General features: G+C 43.0%; 17 protein-coding genes and 1 pseudogene. 13 read left to right on the top strand and 5 right to left on the bottom strand.

Annotation, left to right across the window (positions count from 1 at the left end; genetic code table 11):
- The 5 genes from BP27_RS0107380 to cysG all read left to right on the top strand — a co-directional run.
- On the top strand, positions 1–239 hold a 239-nt coding region (locus BP27_RS0107380), incomplete at its 5' end, for a transposase (protein WP_027851003.1).
- Between the two features lie 334 nt (positions 240–573).
- Complete coding sequence (locus BP27_RS0107375; RefSeq protein WP_027851002.1) at positions 574–2,250, top strand: nitrite/sulfite reductase; 1,677 nt, start codon at positions 574–576, stop codon at positions 2,248–2,250.
- A 42-nt stretch (positions 2,251–2,292) separates the two neighbouring features.
- Positions 2,293–2,817 carry a DUF934 domain-containing protein gene (locus BP27_RS0107370; protein ID WP_051610444.1) on the top strand — a complete coding sequence of 175 codons (525 nt, stop codon included), beginning with the start codon at positions 2,293–2,295 and terminating at the stop codon, positions 2,815–2,817.
- Positions 2,804–3,586 (top strand): phosphoadenylyl-sulfate reductase, encoded by a 783-nt coding sequence (locus BP27_RS15620; protein WP_051610443.1) that lies wholly within the window; start codon positions 2,804–2,806, stop codon positions 3,584–3,586. Before BP27_RS0107370 ends, BP27_RS15620 begins: the two co-directional genes overlap by 14 nt.
- Before the next feature lie 2 nt (positions 3,587–3,588).
- Complete coding sequence (gene cysG / locus BP27_RS15615; RefSeq protein ID WP_051610442.1) at positions 3,589–5,013, top strand: siroheme synthase CysG; 1,425 nt, start codon at positions 3,589–3,591, stop codon at positions 5,011–5,013.
- On the opposite strand, the gene BP27_RS0107355 is transcribed toward cysG, so the two are convergent.
- The gene (locus BP27_RS0107355; RefSeq protein WP_027851000.1) at positions 5,010–5,273 is read right to left on the bottom strand and encodes a type II toxin-antitoxin system TacA family antitoxin; all 264 of its coding nucleotides are present in this window, start codon (positions 5,271–5,273) and stop codon (positions 5,010–5,012) included. The genes cysG and BP27_RS0107355 overlap by 4 nt on opposite strands.
- Before the next feature lie 274 nt (positions 5,274–5,547).
- Between BP27_RS0107355 and BP27_RS0107350 the strand changes: the two genes are divergently transcribed.
- The 8 genes and pseudogenes from BP27_RS0107350 to BP27_RS17115 all read left to right on the top strand — a co-directional run.
- The gene (locus BP27_RS0107350; protein WP_027850999.1) at positions 5,548–5,907 is read left to right on the top strand and encodes an ArsR/SmtB family transcription factor; all 360 of its coding nucleotides are present in this window, start codon (positions 5,548–5,550) and stop codon (positions 5,905–5,907) included.
- Positions 5,904–6,317 (top strand): arsenate reductase (glutaredoxin), encoded by a 414-nt coding sequence (arsC, locus tag BP27_RS0107345; RefSeq protein ID WP_027850998.1) that lies wholly within the window; start codon positions 5,904–5,906, stop codon positions 6,315–6,317. Before BP27_RS0107350 ends, arsC begins: the two co-directional genes overlap by 4 nt.
- Positions 6,314–7,042, top strand: coding sequence for an arsenical resistance protein ArsH (gene arsH, locus BP27_RS0107340; RefSeq protein WP_027850997.1), 729 nt, complete (start codon positions 6,314–6,316; stop codon positions 7,040–7,042). The genes arsC and arsH overlap by 4 nt, the downstream gene beginning before the upstream one ends.
- A gap of 21 nt (positions 7,043–7,063) precedes the next feature.
- Positions 7,064–8,134 (top strand): ACR3 family arsenite efflux transporter, encoded by a 1,071-nt coding sequence (arsB, locus tag BP27_RS0107335; RefSeq protein ID WP_027850996.1) that lies wholly within the window; start codon positions 7,064–7,066, stop codon positions 8,132–8,134.
- 95 nt (positions 8,135–8,229) lie between these two features.
- The gene (locus BP27_RS0107330; protein WP_027850995.1) at positions 8,230–8,784 is read left to right on the top strand and encodes a TetR/AcrR family transcriptional regulator; all 555 of its coding nucleotides are present in this window, start codon (positions 8,230–8,232) and stop codon (positions 8,782–8,784) included.
- Entirely contained in the window at positions 8,784–9,851 is a 1,068-nt protein-coding gene (locus BP27_RS0107325) for an efflux RND transporter periplasmic adaptor subunit (RefSeq protein ID WP_027850994.1), read from the top strand. The genes BP27_RS0107330 and BP27_RS0107325 overlap by 1 nt, the downstream gene beginning before the upstream one ends.
- Before the next feature lie 11 nt (positions 9,852–9,862).
- Positions 9,863–12,895 (top strand): efflux RND transporter permease subunit, encoded by a 3,033-nt coding sequence (locus tag BP27_RS0107320; RefSeq protein WP_027850993.1) that lies wholly within the window; start codon positions 9,863–9,865, stop codon positions 12,893–12,895.
- Between the two features lie 125 nt (positions 12,896–13,020).
- Positions 13,021–13,110, top strand: a pseudogene (locus BP27_RS17115) (BCCT family transporter); the annotation flags it as partial.
- A gap of 155 nt (positions 13,111–13,265) precedes the next feature.
- On the opposite strand, the gene BP27_RS0107310 reads toward BP27_RS17115, so the two are convergent.
- From BP27_RS0107310 to cysT, 4 genes are all read right to left on the bottom strand, one after another.
- Positions 13,266–15,047 (bottom strand): methyl-accepting chemotaxis protein, encoded by a 1,782-nt coding sequence (locus tag BP27_RS0107310; protein WP_027850992.1) that lies wholly within the window; start codon positions 15,045–15,047, stop codon positions 13,266–13,268.
- A 202-nt stretch (positions 15,048–15,249) separates the two neighbouring features.
- Entirely contained in the window at positions 15,250–16,389 is a 1,140-nt protein-coding gene (locus BP27_RS0107305) for a sulfate/molybdate ABC transporter ATP-binding protein (protein WP_027850991.1), read from the bottom strand.
- A 64-nt stretch (positions 16,390–16,453) separates the two neighbouring features.
- The gene (cysW, locus tag BP27_RS0107300) at positions 16,454–17,281 is read right to left on the bottom strand and encodes a sulfate ABC transporter permease subunit CysW (protein WP_036239722.1); all 828 of its coding nucleotides are present in this window, start codon (positions 17,279–17,281) and stop codon (positions 16,454–16,456) included.
- 37 nt (positions 17,282–17,318) lie between these two features.
- Positions 17,319–18,209: a sulfate/thiosulfate ABC transporter permease CysT gene (gene cysT, locus BP27_RS0107295; protein WP_051610441.1), complete on the bottom strand. Its 891-nt coding sequence runs from the start codon at positions 18,207–18,209 to the stop codon at positions 17,319–17,321.
- Positions 18,210–18,211: the final 2 nt, after the last annotated feature.

Raw genomic sequence — 18,211 nt, 5'->3', positions numbered from 1 at the left:
CGCCTGACTTACCGATAGAACTTATTGAAGTTAAACGCTTAGGAAAAACATTAAAAAAACACGCTCAGAGCATCCTTGCTTACTTCGATCGCCCAGGCACTAGCAATGGACCAACAGAAGCGATTAATGGCAGGCTGGAGCACTTACGAGGCATAGGACTGGGTTTTAGAAATTTAACCAACTACATAGCAAGGTGCTTGTTAGAATCGGGTGGGTTCAAAAAGCACCTACACCCTTAAATGCGAAGAGCCATATTTGGCATGGTTTTTTTGCTAATGCTAGCTTAGTTTTTTAACGAGTTTATATATGTTAATTGCTACTTACCAAAATCCGGTAGGTAGCAAAAAGCACCCATAGTTATGCAATTATTTTTATTTTTTTGTATTTCGCTGCTTCTCACACTATTTTTTGGTCAAGTTCATTTCTTTAAACGATTCATGCACTGTAGATGAAATATAAGTGCTGTTTGTTATAAGCAAACAACTATTCAGTATTTTAAGTTATAAGTAAGACTCGCTACTCTAGCCTGCAATCAGTTCTTAAAGAATAAAATTGTTGAGGTGTTAGAAAGCGATGTATAGCTACAATCAGGTTGACCAGCAGTTGGTTGATGAGCGGGTAGAGCAGTTTCGTGACCAAACGCGCCGCTATTTAGCCGGTGACTTGCCTGAAGAAGAGTTTTTGGCACTGCGTTTGATGAATGGCTTATACATTCAACGCCAAGCACCTATGCTGCGTGTGGCAATTCCTTACGGTACTTTTTCTGCGCCCCAATTACGCACCTTGGCGCATATCGCCCGCACTTGGGATAAAGGTTACGGTCACTTTACTACCCGTACCAACATTCAATTTAACTGGCCTAAGTTAGAAGATGTGCCGGATATCTTGGCGGAACTAGCTAAGGTGCAAATGCACGCTATTCAAACCTCGGGCAACTGCATTCGTAATACCACCACCGACCCTTTAGCAGGCGTGACCGATGATGAAATTGCTGACCCACGCCCTTGGTGTGAATTGATTCGCCAGTGGTCAACTTTGCACCCTGAGTTTGCCTACCTTCCTCGTAAATTTAAAATTGCTGTCAGCGGTGGGCCTAATGATAGAGCTGCTAGCCGTGTGCATGATATAGGTTTAGAACTGGTAAAAAACGCTGCTGGTGAGGTGGGTTTTAAAGTGTTGGTGGGCGGTGGTTTAGGCCGTACGCCGATTATTGGCAAGGTGATACGTGAATACCTAGAAGCAGAAGAATTGTTTTCTTATTTAGAAGCCATTCTGCGTATTTATAACCTTAAAGGTCGCCGTGACAATAAGTACAAGGCACGGATTAAAATTTTAGTAGCAGCTTTAGGTATAGAAGAATTTCAGCGTTTGGTTGAGGAAGAATGGCAGCACCTTAAAGGCGGTGAGCTGCGTTTAACGCCTGAAAAAATTAACCAAGTTCAAGCGCACTTCAAGCCTTTCAACTATGTTAAACAAGAAGTTGCACAAACCCCAGTCCAAGCCAAGCAAGCAGCGGCAGATTTAGCAGCGGCTTTTGCTGAACATCAAGATTTTAAAGTTTGGTATGAACGCAATACCCAAGCCCATAAAGTGGCGGGTTATCGTATTGTGCATATTTCGCTTAAACCTTTGTTGGGTGCGCCTGGCGATATTACCGACCAGCAAATGGATGCGGTTGCCGACCTGGCCGAAGCCTATAGCTTTAATGAAATTCGAGCCACGCAAGACCAAAACCTAGTGCTAACAGATGTTCAAGAAAAAAACTTGTTGGCTGTGTGGCAGGGTTTGGTGGCTGCCAACTTAGCCAGAGCCAATATTAACACCCTAACTGACAGCATTGTTTGCCCCGGCTGGGATTTTTGTAATTTAGCCAATGCTAAAACGTTGAATATTAATGAGAAAATAAACCAAGCTTTTGATGATTTAGATTACCTCTACGATTTAGGCGATATTCAGCTAAATATGTCGGGCTGTATTAATGCCTGCGCCCATCACCATATTGGGCATATTGGTATTTTAGGTGTCAATAAAAAAGGCGAAGATTGGTACCAAATTACCCTAGGTGGTTCTGCGACTGAAGAAGCCCGTTTAGGCAAAGTTTTAGGTAGAGCTGTACCAGCTGATGCTGTTGCTGACACCCTTAAAACTATTTTAGCGACCTACCTTGAATTGCGCCAAGCCGATGAAAGCTTTATTCAAGCGGTGGATAGATTAGGTATTCAACCCTTTAAAGAAGCCGTTTATCACTAGGTTTTAGGGTGTTTTTAGAAGATGCTTTTTTAGGAAAATACTATGCCATTAATTATTAATCGACACATTCAACATCAAGATACTTGGCAGTTTATTGACGCAGAAGATTTTCAGCCTGAATTGGTTACCACTGCAAACAACCAAGCCCTAGTTATTCCAGTAGAAAAGCTGGCAGATGTTGCACCAGAAACCTTAGAGCAGTTAGGTGAAACTAATCAGCTAGCTGCATCTTTAACTACCGAACAAGACCATGACTTATTGCTGCCTTATTTAGATAAGCTGGCTTTAATTGCCATAGAGTTTTTGGTTTTTCGTGATGGTCGGGGTTTTAGCCAAGCACGTTTATTACGCCGTGCCGGTTTTAAAGGTGAATTAAGAGCGGTAGGGGATATTGCTCGTGACCGTTTAGCCCATTTAGAAAGCTGTGGTTTTAATGCCTTTGTTATTCCTGAAGAACGCTTTAAAGCCGAAGATTTAGCCGCCTTTGCTGAAGTGGGCGTGAGCTATCAGCAGCCCAGTATTTGGCAGCAAAAAGAAAAACTGGAGGCTGAAAATGGCATCGCTTGAAGACTTTTTAACTTCACCACAAAAGCAGCCTAGCCAACCTTTAACGCCTGAGTTAGAAAAAAAGCTAGCGACTACGCTGGAACGCTTAAAAACTGCCGCTGCTGAATACGGTGAAGGTTTAACCTTTGCCAATAGTTTGGGTGCCGAAGATGCGCTATTAACGGGACTAATCGGTAATTATTTAGTCACTGATAATCAGCCAAGTATTCAACAGTTTGTGTTGGATACCGGGCGCTTGCCAGAAGAAACGCTGACCTTGTTAGCCCAAGTTCAGCAAAAATGGCCGCAGCTGGATATTAAAGTCTATTACCCAGACGCGGTGCAGTTGCAAGGTTGGGTAACAGAACAAGGTGTGAATGCTTTTTACCTCTCTCAAGAACTGCGTAAAAGCTGTTGCCAAGTACGTAAATTAGAGCCTTTACGCCGTGCGTTAAAAGGTAAAACGGCTTGGATTACTGGGCTAAGACGTGAGCAATCGGTAACCCGTGAAGCCCTAGATTACAGCCAGTGGGATGCTGGCAATGGCTTGCAAAAACTTAGCCCTTTATTTGATTGGAGCCAATCCGAAGTTTGGGCAGTTATTCAGGCATTAAAGCTGCCCTACAACAGCCTGCACGATAACAACTACCCCAGCATTGGCTGTGCGCCTTGCACCCGTGCTGTTCAGCACAATGCTGATCCACGTTCGGGGCGTTGGTGGTGGGAAAACCCTGAAACCCGTGAATGCGGTTTGCATTCGGCTGTTGAATTGCAGGCGGCGAAAAACTAGTCATGGAATACCTACCCTTATTTTTTAACTTAAAAAACCGCCCAGTATTATTGATTGGCGGTGGTGAAGTCGGCTTGCGTAAAGCACGGCTGTTAATTAGAGCAGGCGCACAAGTGCAGCTAGTTAGCCATGAAGTTCACCCAGAGTTAGAAGAGTTATTAGCTGCCAGCCAAGGAAAATTAGTAGCAAATGATTACCATAAAAACCAACTAGAAAACGTGGTATTAGTGGTGGCAGCCACCGATGATGAAGCTGTTAACCAGCAGGTTAATGCCGATTGTGTAGCAAGAAATTTACCCGTTAACGTGGTGGATAACCCTGCTTTGTGCAGCTTTATTGTGCCTGCCATAGTCGACCGTTCACCCGTGGTGATTGGCATTTCTTCCAGCGGTAAAGCGCCGGTTTTAGCACGCCTATTAAGAGCTAAGTTAGAAAGCATTATTCCCACCCGTTACAGTGATTTAGGCCAGCTAGCAGCGCGTTTTCGTGATGCGGTAAAAACACGTTTTAGCGATATCAACCTAAGGCGCAAGTTTTGGGAAACGGCTTTTCAAGGCAGTGTGGCCGAAAGGGTTTTTAATGGCCAAATGCCAGAAGCCGAAAAGCTATTACAACAACAGTTAGAAAACAGTGATACCAGTCAGCCCGTAGGCGAAGTATATTTAGTGGGCGCTGGGCCAGGCGACCCGGAACTATTAACCTTTAAAGCTTTACGCCTAATGCAACAGGCCGATGTGGTGCTTTATGATCGGTTGGTTTCGGCTGAAGTGTTAGATTTATGCCGCCGTGATGCCGAGCTAATTTATGTCGGTAAAAAGCGTGATAAGCATGCTGTTCCCCAGCCAGATATTAACCGTTTATTAGTTGAAAAAGCCCTAGCAGGGCAGCGAGTGGTGCGCTTAAAAGGTGGTGACCCTTTTGTGTTTGGGCGGGGTGGTGAAGAGTTAGAAGAACTCAAAGCCGCTGGCGTAGCTTTTCAAGTCGTACCGGGAATTACCGCCGCCAATGCTTGCTCTGCCTATGCGGGTATTCCGTTAACCCATCGTGATTATGCTCAATCGGTCAAGCTTATTACTGGGCAATTAAAAAACCGCACCAGTGATTTAAACTTTGCAGAAATGGTTGCCCCCAACCAAACACTGGTTTTTTATATGGGGCTACATACGTTAGATTTAATTGTTGCTGGCTTACTAGACAAGGGCAAACCTGCCAGCACACCCATAGCCTTAGTTTCCCAAGGTAGCACACCACAACAAGAAGTATTAACCGGTACCTTAGAAGATATAGTTGCCAAACAAGCGGCTACACAATTACCTGCACCGGCAATCATTATTGTGGGCGAAGTCGTAGCACTGCATGACAAGCTGGCTTGGTTTAATACACAAGAGAATACAAAAGAGAGTAGAGAAGAAAAAATTGCTTGCTAAAGTGGTGAACTAATTAATTTGGCAGCCTCTATTAATGCAGGGTTGGGTTTATTAGCCTTTTCACAAGCTAAAAGAAACTCATCAAATACATCATTTTTCACGGTAATGCCTTGATATTCAGCAATCACCTGTGTTGAATTCTCGTCCATTAAACGAACAATGTATTCAGTCAAACTTTTTAAGCCTAAAAGAGCAGAAGCTTTTTCAGCTCTAGCTTTTATTTCTTCATCTAGCCTTATATTTAAACGTGTACTAGCCATAATTTACTCCTTCTTGTACGGATTTGTTCCGTATATGTTCAGTGTGGGCACAATGCAGAAAGCTTGCAAATAATAACCTCACTATCAATTGCTAAGTGCATAAGGTAGGTAGTTTTCCTAAGCAAGAATTTCAAGATGAAATAAAAAATGCCATCTACGTTTGGCGTTGCACAAAGATGGCCAGTGTGCCCCTCTTGCCTTTTAGTAACAAAAATCTTGACACTTGTTTCACATGTCCATATTCTTGGAAATATAGAAATTATAGGGGTGTTAAATGAAAACTGAACAAGCGATGGCGAGTTTTGCAGCACTGTCGCAACCAACACGTTTAGCGGCTTTTAAGTTGTTGGTTCGTCATGAACCAGAAGGGTTGCCTGCGGGTGAAATAGCAACGCTGTTAGATGTGCCACACAACACTTTATCAGCACATTTGTCGGTGCTTGCCCGTGCAGAATTGGTGCTTTCCCAACGTAAAAGCCGTTCCATTATTTACCGTGCCAATCTGGATGCTATTCAGGCCGTTATTCAATTTTTAGTGAATGACTGTTGTGTTGCAGATTCAGTGACTTGCACATCTTTGGAGTCGACCATGAATTTTTGCCAACCTCAATTAGAGAAACCTGAAAGCTTATGAAAGTACAAATTTATCATAATCCCAGCTGTGGCACGTCGCGCAATACTTTAGCCATGCTAGAAGCTTCTGGTAAAGAGCCTGAAGTGATTGAATACCTTAAAGCACCGCCCAGTCGTGAACGCCTAGAAGCATTGCTTGAGATGATGCAAATAACACCGCGTGCGCTATTGCGTCGTAAAGGTACGCCTTATGATGAATTAGATCTTGATAATGCTGCGTTAAACGATGAACAGCTTATTGATGCGATGATGGCGCACCCTATTTTAATTAATCGCCCGATTGTGGTGGTGGGTGATAAAGCGCGTTTATGCCGCCCATCTGAAAGTGTTTTAGAGCTACTTGGGCAGCCGATTGAAAGCTTTACAAAAGAAGATGGAGAAGTTATTCACCGTGCAGGAGGCGCACAATGAACACGCAATCCATGTTAGACGATCTTCCGAATGTCGACCCAGAAAAACTTAAACCGATAGACTTTAAAAACTTTGTTGCCCAAGGTGCTTCATTGCACGCGCCACACATTTTAATACTCTACGGATCGCTACGTCAGCGGTCTTTTTCACGTTTGGCTTCTGAAGAGGCTGGAAGGTTATTGCGTTACTTGGGTTGTGACGTTCGTACTTTTGACCCAACGGGCTTACCTTTGCCGGATTCAGAAGAAGATACCCACCCTAAAGTTGTTGAATTACGTGAGCTTGCCGCCTGGTCGGAAGGTATGGTGTGGTGTACACCAGAACGCCATGGTGCTATGACCAGTATTATGAAATTACAAATTGATTGGATTCCTTTGTCGCAAGGAGCGGTGCGCCCTACACAAGGTAAAACACTGGCGTTAATGCAGGTGTGTGGCGGTTCGCAGTCGTTTAACAGCGTGAATCAGTTACGTATTTTGGGGCGTTGGATGCGTATGTTGACGCTGCCTAATCAGTCGTCGGTGGCTAGGGCTTTTATGGAGTTTGATGACAATAATCGTATGAAACCCTCGGCTTTTTATAACCGCATTGTTGATGTTATGGAAGAACTAACGAAGTTTACCTTGTTGGTTCGTGAGCATAACGCCTTGCTGACAGATCGTTATTCTGAGCGTACCGAAAGTGCTGAGGCGCTTTCAAAACGTGTTAATCAGCGTTCCATTTAATTAATACCAAGGATTTTTATGATGACTGAATCGGTCAATTCATCAGCGCCAAGCACGGCTGAAGGCATGGGCATTTTTGGGCGTTTTCTTACGCTTTGGGTCGCTTTAGCCATTGTGGGTGGCATATTGATTGGGCAGTTTATACCCGCTGTTCCCGAGACTTTGACGCGTTTTGAATATGCCCAAGTATCTATTCCCGTTGCGATATTAATTTGGGCAATGATTTTTCCAATGATGCTGCAGGTTGATTTTACTTCTGTTTTAGCTGTGCGCCGTCAGCCTAAAGGGTTGGTTATTACCACCAGCGTCAATTGGTTAATTAAGCCGTTTACAATGTTTGCTATTGCTTGGTTCTTTTTTACGGTTGTTTTTGCGTCTTTTATTCCTGCTGAACGGGCTAGTGAATACCTGGCTGGTGCTATTTTGTTGGGTGCAGCACCTTGTACGGCGATGGTTTTTGTTTGGAGCTATTTAACGCGGGGTGATGCTGCTTATACTTTGGTTCAGGTGGCACTTAATAATTTAATTATGTTATTTGCTTTTGCGCCCTTAGTGATTTTATTACTGGGCGTTTCTAGCATTAAAGTGCCTTGGAATACGGTTTTATTATCGGTACTGCTTTACATAGTTATTCCATTAAGTGCCGGTTATATAACACGTCAATTTATTATAAAATGTCGTGGTGTTGATTGGTTAACGAATGTTTTTTTAAAGCATTTAGAACCCATTCCACAACTGGGTTTAATTATTACGTTGGTCTTGCTGTTTTCTTTTCAGGGCGATGTGATTATTGCTAACCCGTTAGATATTTTATTAATCGCTATTCCGTTAACCCTGCAAACATTTTTTATTTTCTTTATTGCCTACGGTTGGGCGAAAGCTTGGAAAGTACCGCATAACATTGCTGCACCGGCAGGTTTAATTGGTTCTAGTAACTTTTTTGAATTGGCGGTTGCCGTTGCTATTGCGTTGTTCGGTTTGCAATCCGGTGCTGCCTTAGCAACGGTGGTGGGTGTTTTGGTGGAAGTGCCGGTGATGCTTGCTTTAGTGCGTATTGCTAACAAAACCCGTTATCAGTTTTCGGTTAATTAAACCCTTTCTATTAGACTCTTCAGTCTTGCTTCTTTAGCTGCTTAACTATACCATTCGATTTTACTGTACCAAATGGTATTTTTTAGGGGTTGAAGATGCAAAAAGTTAGGCGTAGTATTAATTCACGTGAAACTATTTTAGATGCTGCTCAAAAGGTGGCTGTAGAAAAAGGTGCTGGAAAAGTTAGTTTAGATTCAGTCGCTAAAGAAGCGGGCTTAACTAAAGGTGGCGTGCTGTATAATTTTCCTAGCAAAGAAGCCTTAATTAGCGGTATGTTAAATCGTCTGATGGGCACTTACACACCTAGAGTGGCAGAGCATGCTGCTAGTTTAACTGATCAAGCTAACCCTACTTTACAGTCGGTTTTCCATATATTACGTGAGCGTGAAGAATTAGATCATAATATTCCCATGGCAATTCTGGCTGCTGCTGCGCACAATCAGAAGCTGCTTCATCCTTTAAGAGAAGAAGCTTTAATACGTCATAAAAAGATTTGTGATGAAGCAGAATCAGCAGACGAAGCTACTCTACTATGGGCGGCAGGTGAAGGTTTAGTGTTAATGGATATGCTAGGACTGCTTCCTTTCGATAGCGATAAAAAAACGCAACTTCTTGAAGTTTTAGAATTAAAGGCAAAGGAAAACCTCTAATGAAAAAAGTACTCGCTTCAGCCTTATTTATTTCCACTTTAGCCATATTGGGTACTAGTACAGTTGAGGCAAGGGAACCTAGCAATAGCGCCAAGGCTATTTCTAGCGTACGTGTGGAAACTTTAGGAGAGCTTGCTCCCGCCATGAGTCGTCGTTTTGTAGGGCGAGTGGATGCGGTTAGTAATGTGAATTTATCTTTTCAGGTAGCGGGTCGTTTAATTAATTTACCTGTTAAACAGGGGCGCTTATTAGCTAAAGGCAGCCTGTTAGCTGAATTAGATGCTAATGATTATAAGCTGGCTTTAGATCAAGCCAAAGTACGTTTAAAGCAAGCGCAGCGTGATGCTGACCGTAAGCACTCCTTATTAAAATCCAACTCTGTACCCAAGGCAGTGGTTGATGAGGCAGAAGACCAATTACGCTTAGCACAAATAGCGGTTGAAGCTGCTGAACGTAATCTTTCTTATACCCGTTTAGAAGCACCTTCTGATGTGTTAATTACCCGTCGTTTAGCTGATCGTTATGTGAACTTAGCTGCGGGTACACCGGTGGTTAGAGTACAAGATGTGACCGAATTACGTGCACACATTAGTGTGCCAGAAGACTTGGTTCGCTTAGTAAGTAACCCAGATTTAATTCAAGCAAAACTGCTGCTGCCCAATAATGAAAAGGCTTTTATTCCTCTTGAATACCGTGAACATGCCACGGAACCTGACCCAGTGGTGCAAACCTACCAAGTGACTTTTGGTTTTGAGCGCCCTGAAGAATTAAATTTATTACCAGGTATGACAGTAACTGTCGTAGTTACGGCAGATCCTTTGCTTCACTCTAATGATCAGTTAGATGTGGCTTTATCTGCTTTAAATACTGCCAATGATGGCAGTTATTATTTATGGATTTTTAATCCTGAAACAGGCCAAGTAAAAAAGCGCCCAGCTAAAGTGGGGGGTATTAATGGTGACCGTGTGGAACTTTTATCGGGTGCCAAAGCTGGTGAACAGGTGATTACTTCGGGTGGTTCGCATTTACGTGAAGGCATGAAGGTTAAACCCTTCAGCCACTTTTAGGGGGCGTAATTATGGATATTGCACGCCTTTCAATTCAGCGGCCAGTGAATACTTGGCTGTTAATTTTATTGTGTTTATTGGGTGGTATTTGGGCATTAATGACGCTAGGTCGTTTAGAAGACCCAGCTTTTACCATTAAGCAGGCAGTGGTTATGACTGCCTACCCAGGGGCTACTGCTTTAGAAGTAGAAGAGGAAGTAACTGAGCAAATTGAGTCAGCTATTCAGCAGCTGCCGCAGCTTGATTACATTGAGTCCCGCTCAATGCCGGGTATGTCAGAAATTACTGTAGAAATAAAACCTAGCTATAAAAGCCATGAAATTCCACAAGTTTGGGATGAGCTACGCCGTAAAGTAAATGATGTGCAAATTTCCTTGCCACAAACAGCTTACCCTTCAAAAGTGGTTGATGATTTTGGTGATGTATTTGGTATTTTTTATGCGGTAACGGCGGAAGGTTTTAGTGATAGTGAAATACGTGATTTAGCTCGGTTTTTACGCCGTGAATTGTTAACCGTGCCAAGTGTAGCAAAAGTAAGCACTGCCGGTGAACCTAAAGAAACCGTTTATTTAGAAATATCTCATGAAAAGTTAGTTAGACTTGGGTTGCCGATTGAGCTGGTTTTAAACACGCTACAAACTGAAAACTCAGTAGAAGATGCTGGGCAGGTAAGAATTGCCGATCAACAAGTGCGTTTAGTGACTCGCCCAGGTTTAGATACATTAGCCAGCTTAGAAGCTTTGCGTATTGGCCGCCCCGGTAGTACCGAGCAAATTAGTTTATTAGATGTAGCCAAGGTGCAGCGCACTGAAACAGAAACCCCCAGTGAGTTGATTCGCTTTAATGGTAAACAAGCCTTCACCTTGGCGGTAGCAGGAGTGGCTGATACCAATATAGTTAAGGTTGGCCAGGCGGTGGATGCTCACCTAGCTAGTTTACAAAGCCGCATTCCTTTGGGTGTAGAGCTAGAACCTATTTATCAGCAGCACAAGGTGGTTGATGAATCCATCGACAGCTTTATGCTGAATTTGGCGGTATCCGTTGCCATCGTTATTGGTGTTTTGTGTATCTTTATGGGTTGGCGTGTAGGCGTGGTGGTGGGTATGACACTGCTACTGACCGTTTTAGGCACCACCTTTTTTATGAAGGTTTTTCAAATTGAAATGGAGCGAGTGTCTTTAGGTGCGCTGATTATTGCTATGGGGATGCTGGTTGATAACGCCATAGTGGTGGCCGAAGGAATGCTGATTAATATGCAGCGGCGTATTAAAGCTATAGATGCGGCCAGTGATGCAGTTAAACGTACGCAAATTCCTTTATTTGGTGCAACTGTGATTGGCATTATGGCTTTTGCGGGTATTGCCTCTTCGCCCGATGCTACGGGTGAGTTTTTATATTCTTTGTTTGTAGTGATAGGGATTTCATTACTGCTTAGCTGGTTGCTGGCGGTTACGGTTACACCTTTATTGGGTTATTACCTGTTTCGCAGTGTGTCTTCTGACAAGGAACAAGACCCCTACACGGGTAAACTGTATGGCTGGTATTTTCGTATATTAGATATCGTGCTTGCTGCTCGTCGTACGACTCTAATAATTTTAGTTACGCTTACTTTGGGAAGTTATATTGGTTTTAGTTGGGTGAAACAAGAATTTTTTCCTACCGCTAATAACCCGATGTTTTATTTGAATTACCACCTACCACAAGGTACGGATATTCATGCTACGGCTAGGGATATTCAAGCCATAGAGCAAAAAGTGCTAGAGAAATCAGAGGTCGTGAGTGTGGCTAGCTTTATAGGGCAAGGCGCTAGTCGTTTTATGCTCACCTATGTACCGGAACGTATGGATAGTTCTTATGGTCAATTAATTATTCGAGTCACTGATCGGGACTTAATTGATGGTTTAGCCGATGAATTACGTGTTGAGTTAAAGAAAGACTTTCCTAGTGCAGCCATTTATACCCAACGTTTAGTTTTTGGGCCAGGTAGTGGTGCTAAATTACAAGCAAGGTTTTCTGGTGAAGATTCTAAAGTTTTAAGAGAGTTAGGTCAGCAAGCTATTGAAATTATGGCACAAGAAGAGAAAGTGACCGATATTCGTCACAACTGGCGTGAACAAGAAGTGACTTTAGTGCCTATTTTTAATGAAGAGCGTGCCCGTTATGCAGGTATTAGTCGTAAAGATTTAAGCACCACCTTAAAGTTTTCTACCGAAGGGATAAGAGCGGGTACTTACCGTGATGGTATTGAACAGTTACCTATAGTGGCTCGCCCACCCGAAGCTGAACGCTTAGATGTTGGTCGATTAAAAGACCGTTTAATTTGGAGTGGTGCAGACACTGCTTATGTGCCCTTAGCACAGGTGGTTGATCACTTTGATTTGCTACCAGAAGAAGCGCAAATTCACCGTCGCAATCGCTTAAGAACCTTAACAATAGAAGCAGAGCCTAGTAGCAGCGCAACCGTTACTGAAGCCTTAACCTCAGTTAAGAGCAAAATAGAAGCCTTGCCACTGCCTGAAGGTTATAGCTTAGATTGGGGCGGTGAATTTGAAAGCTCAGGAAAAGCTAAAGCTGGGCTAGCTTCTCAATTACCGCTTAGCTTTGTCATTATGCTAGTAGTCACCGTCTTGTTATTTGGGCGCTTAAAGCAGCCTTTAGTTATTTGGCTAGTGGTGCCTATGGCGGCTACTGGTGTGATTATTGGTTTGCTGCTGACTGGCTTGCCCTTTAGCTTTACTGCCTTACTGGGTATGTTGAGTTTATCGGGTATGTTAATGAAAAATGCGATTGTTTTGGTTGATGAAATTGACCTGCAAGTGGCTGAAAACGGTGATGCTATAACGGCATTAAAAAATGCCAGTATTAGTCGTTTGCGCCCAGTCTTTTTAGCTGCTGGTACTACCATTTTGGGTATGCTGCCTTTATTAACGGATGCTTTCTTTTCTAGTATGGCTGTCACAATTATGGGTGGTTTGCTTTTTGCTACCTTGCTAACCCTAGTGGCTGTTCCCGTTTTATATGCCATTTTAATACTTAAAAAATAAGGGTAACTAATCACTAAAACCTAGTAACTTTAAGGCTGTCATGCATAATTTAATATTATGTACTGGCAGCTTTTTAATGTTTAAGAATTATTATTTCTTGCCTTGCTGTAAATAGCTGCGTAGTATTGGCGGCCAATTTTGTAGCACGTATTTCTCGTGGTCGTACTATTCGTCAAATGATAGTGGCAGTTGCAGTGCTAGCGCCCATAGCGACCATCGCTTTGGGCAGGCCCTCAGGCGGTTTTTGCAATGGCAAGAGAGCAGAAGCTAATTAAATAGCTACTCAAGAGTTAAGCTTTACAAAGTAAATAAAAAGCCTCAAGGATTTATTCTTGAGGCTTTTTTGTTATTTAATGCTTTGGCTATAAGACTAGTCTGCAAGTAAGTGCTTGGTTTCAAAGCCCATAATTAATGATCCCCAGCGTCTACCCGAAATATACAAAGGGATAGATAGGTCATTCAGTATTTCGCCTGTATCACGAATAAAAGTTTGCAGTAAGAAGGGACTGTCATGGGTACAGCGGCGTTTTTCTGCACGAGTATCAAAGTAAATTCTCATTTGTCGAGAGTTAAGGTTGTCAATTGCAGGGTCGCCGGTTCTTGGTTTAGATACCTTGGCATGGTGAATAGGAACATAGCCTTCGCTGGTAATACCAACGGCATAAGCAAACTCTGGATGCTTCTTTAAGAAGTCATCGTACAGAGGTTGTAGAACGCCTTCAGCAGGTTTGATGTAGCTGGTCATATAGTGAATATGCTTTTCATCAGGGTTAATGGCTTGGTAATTGGTATCAAACAAGTTAACACCTTGGCCAGCTAAGCTCTCAAGCTTTTCGGTTATTTCTTCAGCATAGGCTAAACCAATTTGTGTGATTCGCTCAAAGCCACCGTAACCAATAATAAAACGAGATAAGAGCTCTTGCGTGCGCTGAGTTGCGGTTTCTAGCTCATAAGCACTTTCTCTAGATAGCTCCATATCTTCTTTAACAGAATGAGATAAGTCAGCAATACTAGTCACGTTTTTATGAGTCATGCGGTTGGTGTTTGATAACTCTTCTATGGCAGCAGAAATAGTGGTGAGCTGTTGGCTCATTTGTTCAAAGCTAGTCACCATATTGATAAATTGATCGCTAGTACGCACCATAAAGCCTTCAGCTTCCTGAACATCACCTAAAATGGTGTTAGAACCTACCTCAGTTTTTTTAACTAGGTTGGTCATCTCAGTGATATTGGTATTAATTTGCTGGGTGGCATCACCAACCTTTTGTGCCAGACCACGCACTTCATCGGCAACCACCGCAAAGCCCCTACCAGCTTCACCAGCACGAGCTGCTTCAATGGAAGCATTTAAGGCTAAAAGATTGGTTTGCTCTGAAAAGTCTTCGACTAGTCTAAGAATCGTAATAATATTTTCAGAGTTGCTGCTTAGTGTTGCAACAGTATCTTGGAAGCCCTGTGCTAGTTGGGCTACACCCTGAATTTGCTTAGAAACATCTTTTAACTCATTGCTCGACTGGTGAATATCTTCAAGGTTGTTTTGAGTTTGATCGCTGATATGTAAAGTGTTAGAGGAGATTTCTTCAACTGCTTGAGTAGACTGGCTACTGGATTCAAAAATTTGCTGAGCTTTTTCTTCTTGAATGTGCGAAGAAGCATTGGCCTGATTGACCATTTTTTGTACGCGTGCTGCGTTAAGCGCCACATTCACTGAGTGGTCACGCGCCTCGTTAATCATTTCTTTTAATTGGCCAGAAAAGTCATTGTAACTGCGGGCCATTTCAGATATTTCATCGTGAGTATAGTCAGGCAGGGTGGCAGAGATATCGCCATTTTTTTCACGAATAGCTTTTAAAACTTGGGTGATATCACGAATGGGTTTCACAAACAGTGAACGCATAAAGAAGACTGTAAAAATGCCAACTGCTAAGGCTATTGCGCTTGATATACCCAGCAGTAACCAAAAGTTCATTAACATGGGGTAAAGAGCAGCTTGCTGACCTACAGCAGTGACTTCTTTTTCTAACTTACCCAGCAAAACAATAGCTGAAATCACTAAAATAGCTTGGGGTAATAGCAGGGCAATAACATTGCCGATTATTTTTCGGGTAAGGGTGTACCAGAAGGTTTTTTCAATCGTTCGATATAAACTCATGGTCAATCTACTCTTGTTTTTGGAATTTGTAAGACCAGGCGAATAATATGCCAGTTTATACCATGAATAAGAAGTAGGATTAGACTAACGGGCTAGTGATTTTTTGGAGCTTGTTATGTTATGTATCGCCCGTAGTTTTTTGTGTGAAGAAAGGTTTTGCTAATGTTGTCTATTGAATGAATCTTTAATGATTTATGTTTTTTTAAGCTGTTTTAATCAAGAGGTGTTCTTTAGTCCAGTTAAGCGCAAGTGGCTGGTTTTCTTTATTTTTAGTAAATAACTGCCCAGCCTGAGGTTGAGCAAAGCAGGTATCGCCCCTTTGCGGTTGCCAGTTATTATAGTGTGAATGGCTAATCACCACTTCCCATAAATCTGGGCTTTGCCAGTCTAATGGTTCTAGTTCAACACGTACTTCAGCGCCAATCAAACTCACCGCTTTAATGGTTAGCGGTAGGTGGGCTGTTGCTGAAGGTTGATTGCTTAGGCTTAGTTCATGGGAACGCAAGTAAAGCTGCCCAGCTTGAGGTTTATGCCCGTCAGGAAAAGCCACCCAAGCCTTGCCTTGTTGTAAGCGGTTGTTTGAATGACCAGCTGTAGAACAAACTTCACCCTCAAACACATTCACGCCACCTAAAAAATCATACACAAAACGGCTTGCTGGCTGCTGGTATAAATCTTGTGGTGTGGCTTCTTGTTCTATTTGCCCTTGGCTCATCACTACCACGCGGTCGGAAACCTCCAAGGCTTCTTCTTGGTCGTGGGTAACAAACACGCTGGTGAAACCCAGTTCATCATGCAAATTACGCAGCCAACGGCGCAGTTCTTTACGTACTTTTGCATCCAACGCACCAAAGGGTTCATCTAATAACAGCATACGGGGTTGCATGGCTAGCGCACGCGCCAAGGCAATGCGCTGTTTTTGACCACCAGAAAGCTGTGCTGGGTAACGGCTGGCTAAATGGCTAAGTTGCACCTTGTCTAGCAGTTCTGCTACCTGTTGTTTTATGGATGCTTTGCTTGGGCGTTGTTGTTTAGGCAAAACATCTAAACCAAAGGCCACGTTTTCGGCGACGGTCATGTGGCGAAATAAAGCATAGTGTTGAAACACAAAGCCAACTTTTCTATCTCTAACGTGCAGCTGGGTTACGTCTTTACCGCTAAATAAAATTTGCCCTTGGTCGGCGGTTTCTAAACCAGCAATAATCCGCAGTAGGGTGGTTTTGCCTGAACCTGAAGGGCCTAATAAACCCACTAGCTCGCCCTCATTAATGGTTAAATTAAGGGGTTTAAGGGCTTGGAAGTCACCAAACTGTTTGCTGATTTGTTTAATCTGTATGCTCATTACTTTCTACCTAAGATATTTTGTACCTAAACTGTTCTGCACCTAATGCTTTTTGTGCTTAAGGTTAACGGGCGCTTTGTTGTTGCCGCCATTCTAAAAAGGTTTTTACCACTAGGGTTAACAGGGCGAGTACCGCTAATAAAGTGGCACTGGTAAAAGCCCCCACCAGGTTGTAATCCTGATACAGCAGCTCAACGTGTAGGGGCAAGGTATTGGTTTCACCACGAATATTGCCTGAAACTACCGATACTGCACCAAACTCACCGACAGCCCGTGCATTGGCTAGCACTACGCCATATAAGAGTGCGCATTTAATATTCGGAAGCGTGACACGGCGAAACATTTGCCAACCACTAGCACCTAAACTCAGTGCAGCTTCTTCTTCGGAACTGCCTTGTTGCTGCATTAAAGGAATCAATTCACGTGCCACAAAAGGGCAGGTAATAAATACCGTGACCATTACTATGCCCGGCCAAGCAAACATCAGTTGTAAATCGTGATCCATTAGCCAGCTACCTAGCCAACCGTTGCTGCCGTATAAAAGCAGGTACATAAGTCCAGCAACGACTGGCGAAACCGCAAAAGGAATATCAATCAGGGTCATCAAAATACGCCGTCCGGGAAATTCAAAGCGGGTCACCAACCAAGCTAAAAACACCCCAAACACTAAGTTTAAAGGCACGGTAAGCGCAGCGACTAACAGGGTTAAACCTATCGCGTGCAAGGTGTATTTATCACTTAAATTTACCCAAAAAATATTTAATCCAGCACTTAATGCTTGAGCAAAAATAGCCACTAAAGGCACAACTAATAAAATACCTACCAGCAAAAAAGCTAGACCAATCAATAAACGCCTTAACCAAGGTTGATCGCCAATACGTTGTTGGTGCATAAAAAAACCTTTTGAATTACGCAAGTAGTTATTCACCTTAGTTGCCTTTTAAGCGTTTAAGGTAACGCGTCTGCCAAACATTCACCGCAAATAGCAGCAGTAAAGAAGCCATTAAAATCACTGAAGCAATCGCACTGGCTGCGGCATAATCAAACTCTTGTAAACGTACAAAAATCATTAAGCTAGTGACTTCACTTAAATAGGGCATATTGCCAGCAATAAAAATAACCGCGCCAAACTCGCCTAGGCTGCGAATAAACGACAGCACCACGCCCATGACTAACGCAGGCCAAATGGCTGGAAAAATAACCCGTCTAAAGACCGTCCAATCTTTAGCACTTAAGCTTAATGCGGCTTCTTCATCACCCGAATTTAAGTCTTCCATCACTGGCTGCACATTGCGTACCACAAAGGGCAGGCTGGTAAACAGCATGGCAATTAAAATGCCTAGCGGTGTGTAAGCGACTTGAATGCCTAATTTAGCCAAGCCTTGCCCGTACCAGCCGCTTGCAGAAAACAAAGTAGCCAAAGTAATACCTGCTACAGCAGTAGGTAGTGCAAAGGGCAAATCGACCAGTGCATCTATTAAGCGTTTACCGGGGAAGGTGTAACGCACCAACACCCAAGCCACCAATAAACCCACCAGACCATTTAATAGCGAAGCACCTAAAGCCATTAATAGAGTGACTTGGTAAGAAGCCATAACTCTTGGGTCGGTAACCACTGCCCAATAATCTGCCCAACTCATACCCGCGGTTTGTATTAATAAACCGCTTAATGGCAGTAGCAGTACCAAGCTAATAAACAACAGTGAAATACCTAGGCTTAAAGCAAAACCCGGCAGCACTTGTCTGCCGGTAACTTTAAAGCTTTTGCTGATTAGGCTTTTGTAAGTAAAACTTTTAGAAAGCTGATTTGCTGGTGTCATGG

The organism is Marinospirillum insulare DSM 21763 (assembly GCF_000686905.1).
Classification (GTDB): Bacteria; Pseudomonadota; Gammaproteobacteria; order Pseudomonadales; family Halomonadaceae; genus Marinospirillum; species Marinospirillum insulare.
The sequence above is the reverse complement of the archived record's forward strand: the minus strand, read 5'-3'. Positions and strand labels throughout refer to the sequence as shown.

Bases quoted from the DNA above. Each gene is read 5' to 3' on its own strand.
- BP27_RS0107325 (WP_027850994.1), top strand. From the start codon at position 8,784: ATGAAAAAAGTACTCGCTTCAGCCTTATTTATTTCCACTTTAGCCATA.
- arsH (WP_027850997.1), top strand. From the start codon at position 6,314: ATGAACACGCAATCCATGTTAGACGATCTTCCGAATGTCGACCCAGAA.
- BP27_RS0107370 (WP_051610444.1), top strand. From the start codon at position 2,293: ATGCCATTAATTATTAATCGACACATTCAACATCAAGATACTTGGCAG.
- arsB (WP_027850996.1), top strand. From the start codon at position 7,064: ATGACTGAATCGGTCAATTCATCAGCGCCAAGCACGGCTGAAGGCATG.
- BP27_RS0107355 (WP_027851000.1), bottom strand. From the start codon at position 5,273: ATGGCTAGTACACGTTTAAATATAAGGCTAGATGAAGAAATAAAAGCT.
- BP27_RS0107320 (WP_027850993.1), top strand. From the start codon at position 9,863: ATGGATATTGCACGCCTTTCAATTCAGCGGCCAGTGAATACTTGGCTG.
- arsC (WP_027850998.1), top strand. From the start codon at position 5,904: ATGAAAGTACAAATTTATCATAATCCCAGCTGTGGCACGTCGCGCAAT.
- BP27_RS0107375 (WP_027851002.1), top strand. From the start codon at position 574: ATGTATAGCTACAATCAGGTTGACCAGCAGTTGGTTGATGAGCGGGTA.
- BP27_RS15620 (WP_051610443.1), top strand. From the start codon at position 2,804: ATGGCATCGCTTGAAGACTTTTTAACTTCACCACAAAAGCAGCCTAGC.
- BP27_RS0107350 (WP_027850999.1), top strand. From the start codon at position 5,548: ATGAAAACTGAACAAGCGATGGCGAGTTTTGCAGCACTGTCGCAACCA.
- cysG (WP_051610442.1), top strand. From the start codon at position 3,589: ATGGAATACCTACCCTTATTTTTTAACTTAAAAAACCGCCCAGTATTA.
- BP27_RS0107305 (WP_027850991.1), bottom strand. From the start codon at position 16,389: ATGAGCATACAGATTAAACAAATCAGCAAACAGTTTGGTGACTTCCAA.
- BP27_RS0107310 (WP_027850992.1), bottom strand. From the start codon at position 15,047: ATGAGTTTATATCGAACGATTGAAAAAACCTTCTGGTACACCCTTACC.
- cysT (WP_051610441.1), bottom strand. From the start codon at position 18,209: ATGACACCAGCAAATCAGCTTTCTAAAAGTTTTACTTACAAAAGCCTA.
- BP27_RS0107330 (WP_027850995.1), top strand. From the start codon at position 8,230: ATGCAAAAAGTTAGGCGTAGTATTAATTCACGTGAAACTATTTTAGAT.
- cysW (WP_036239722.1), bottom strand. From the start codon at position 17,281: ATGCACCAACAACGTATTGGCGATCAACCTTGGTTAAGGCGTTTATTG.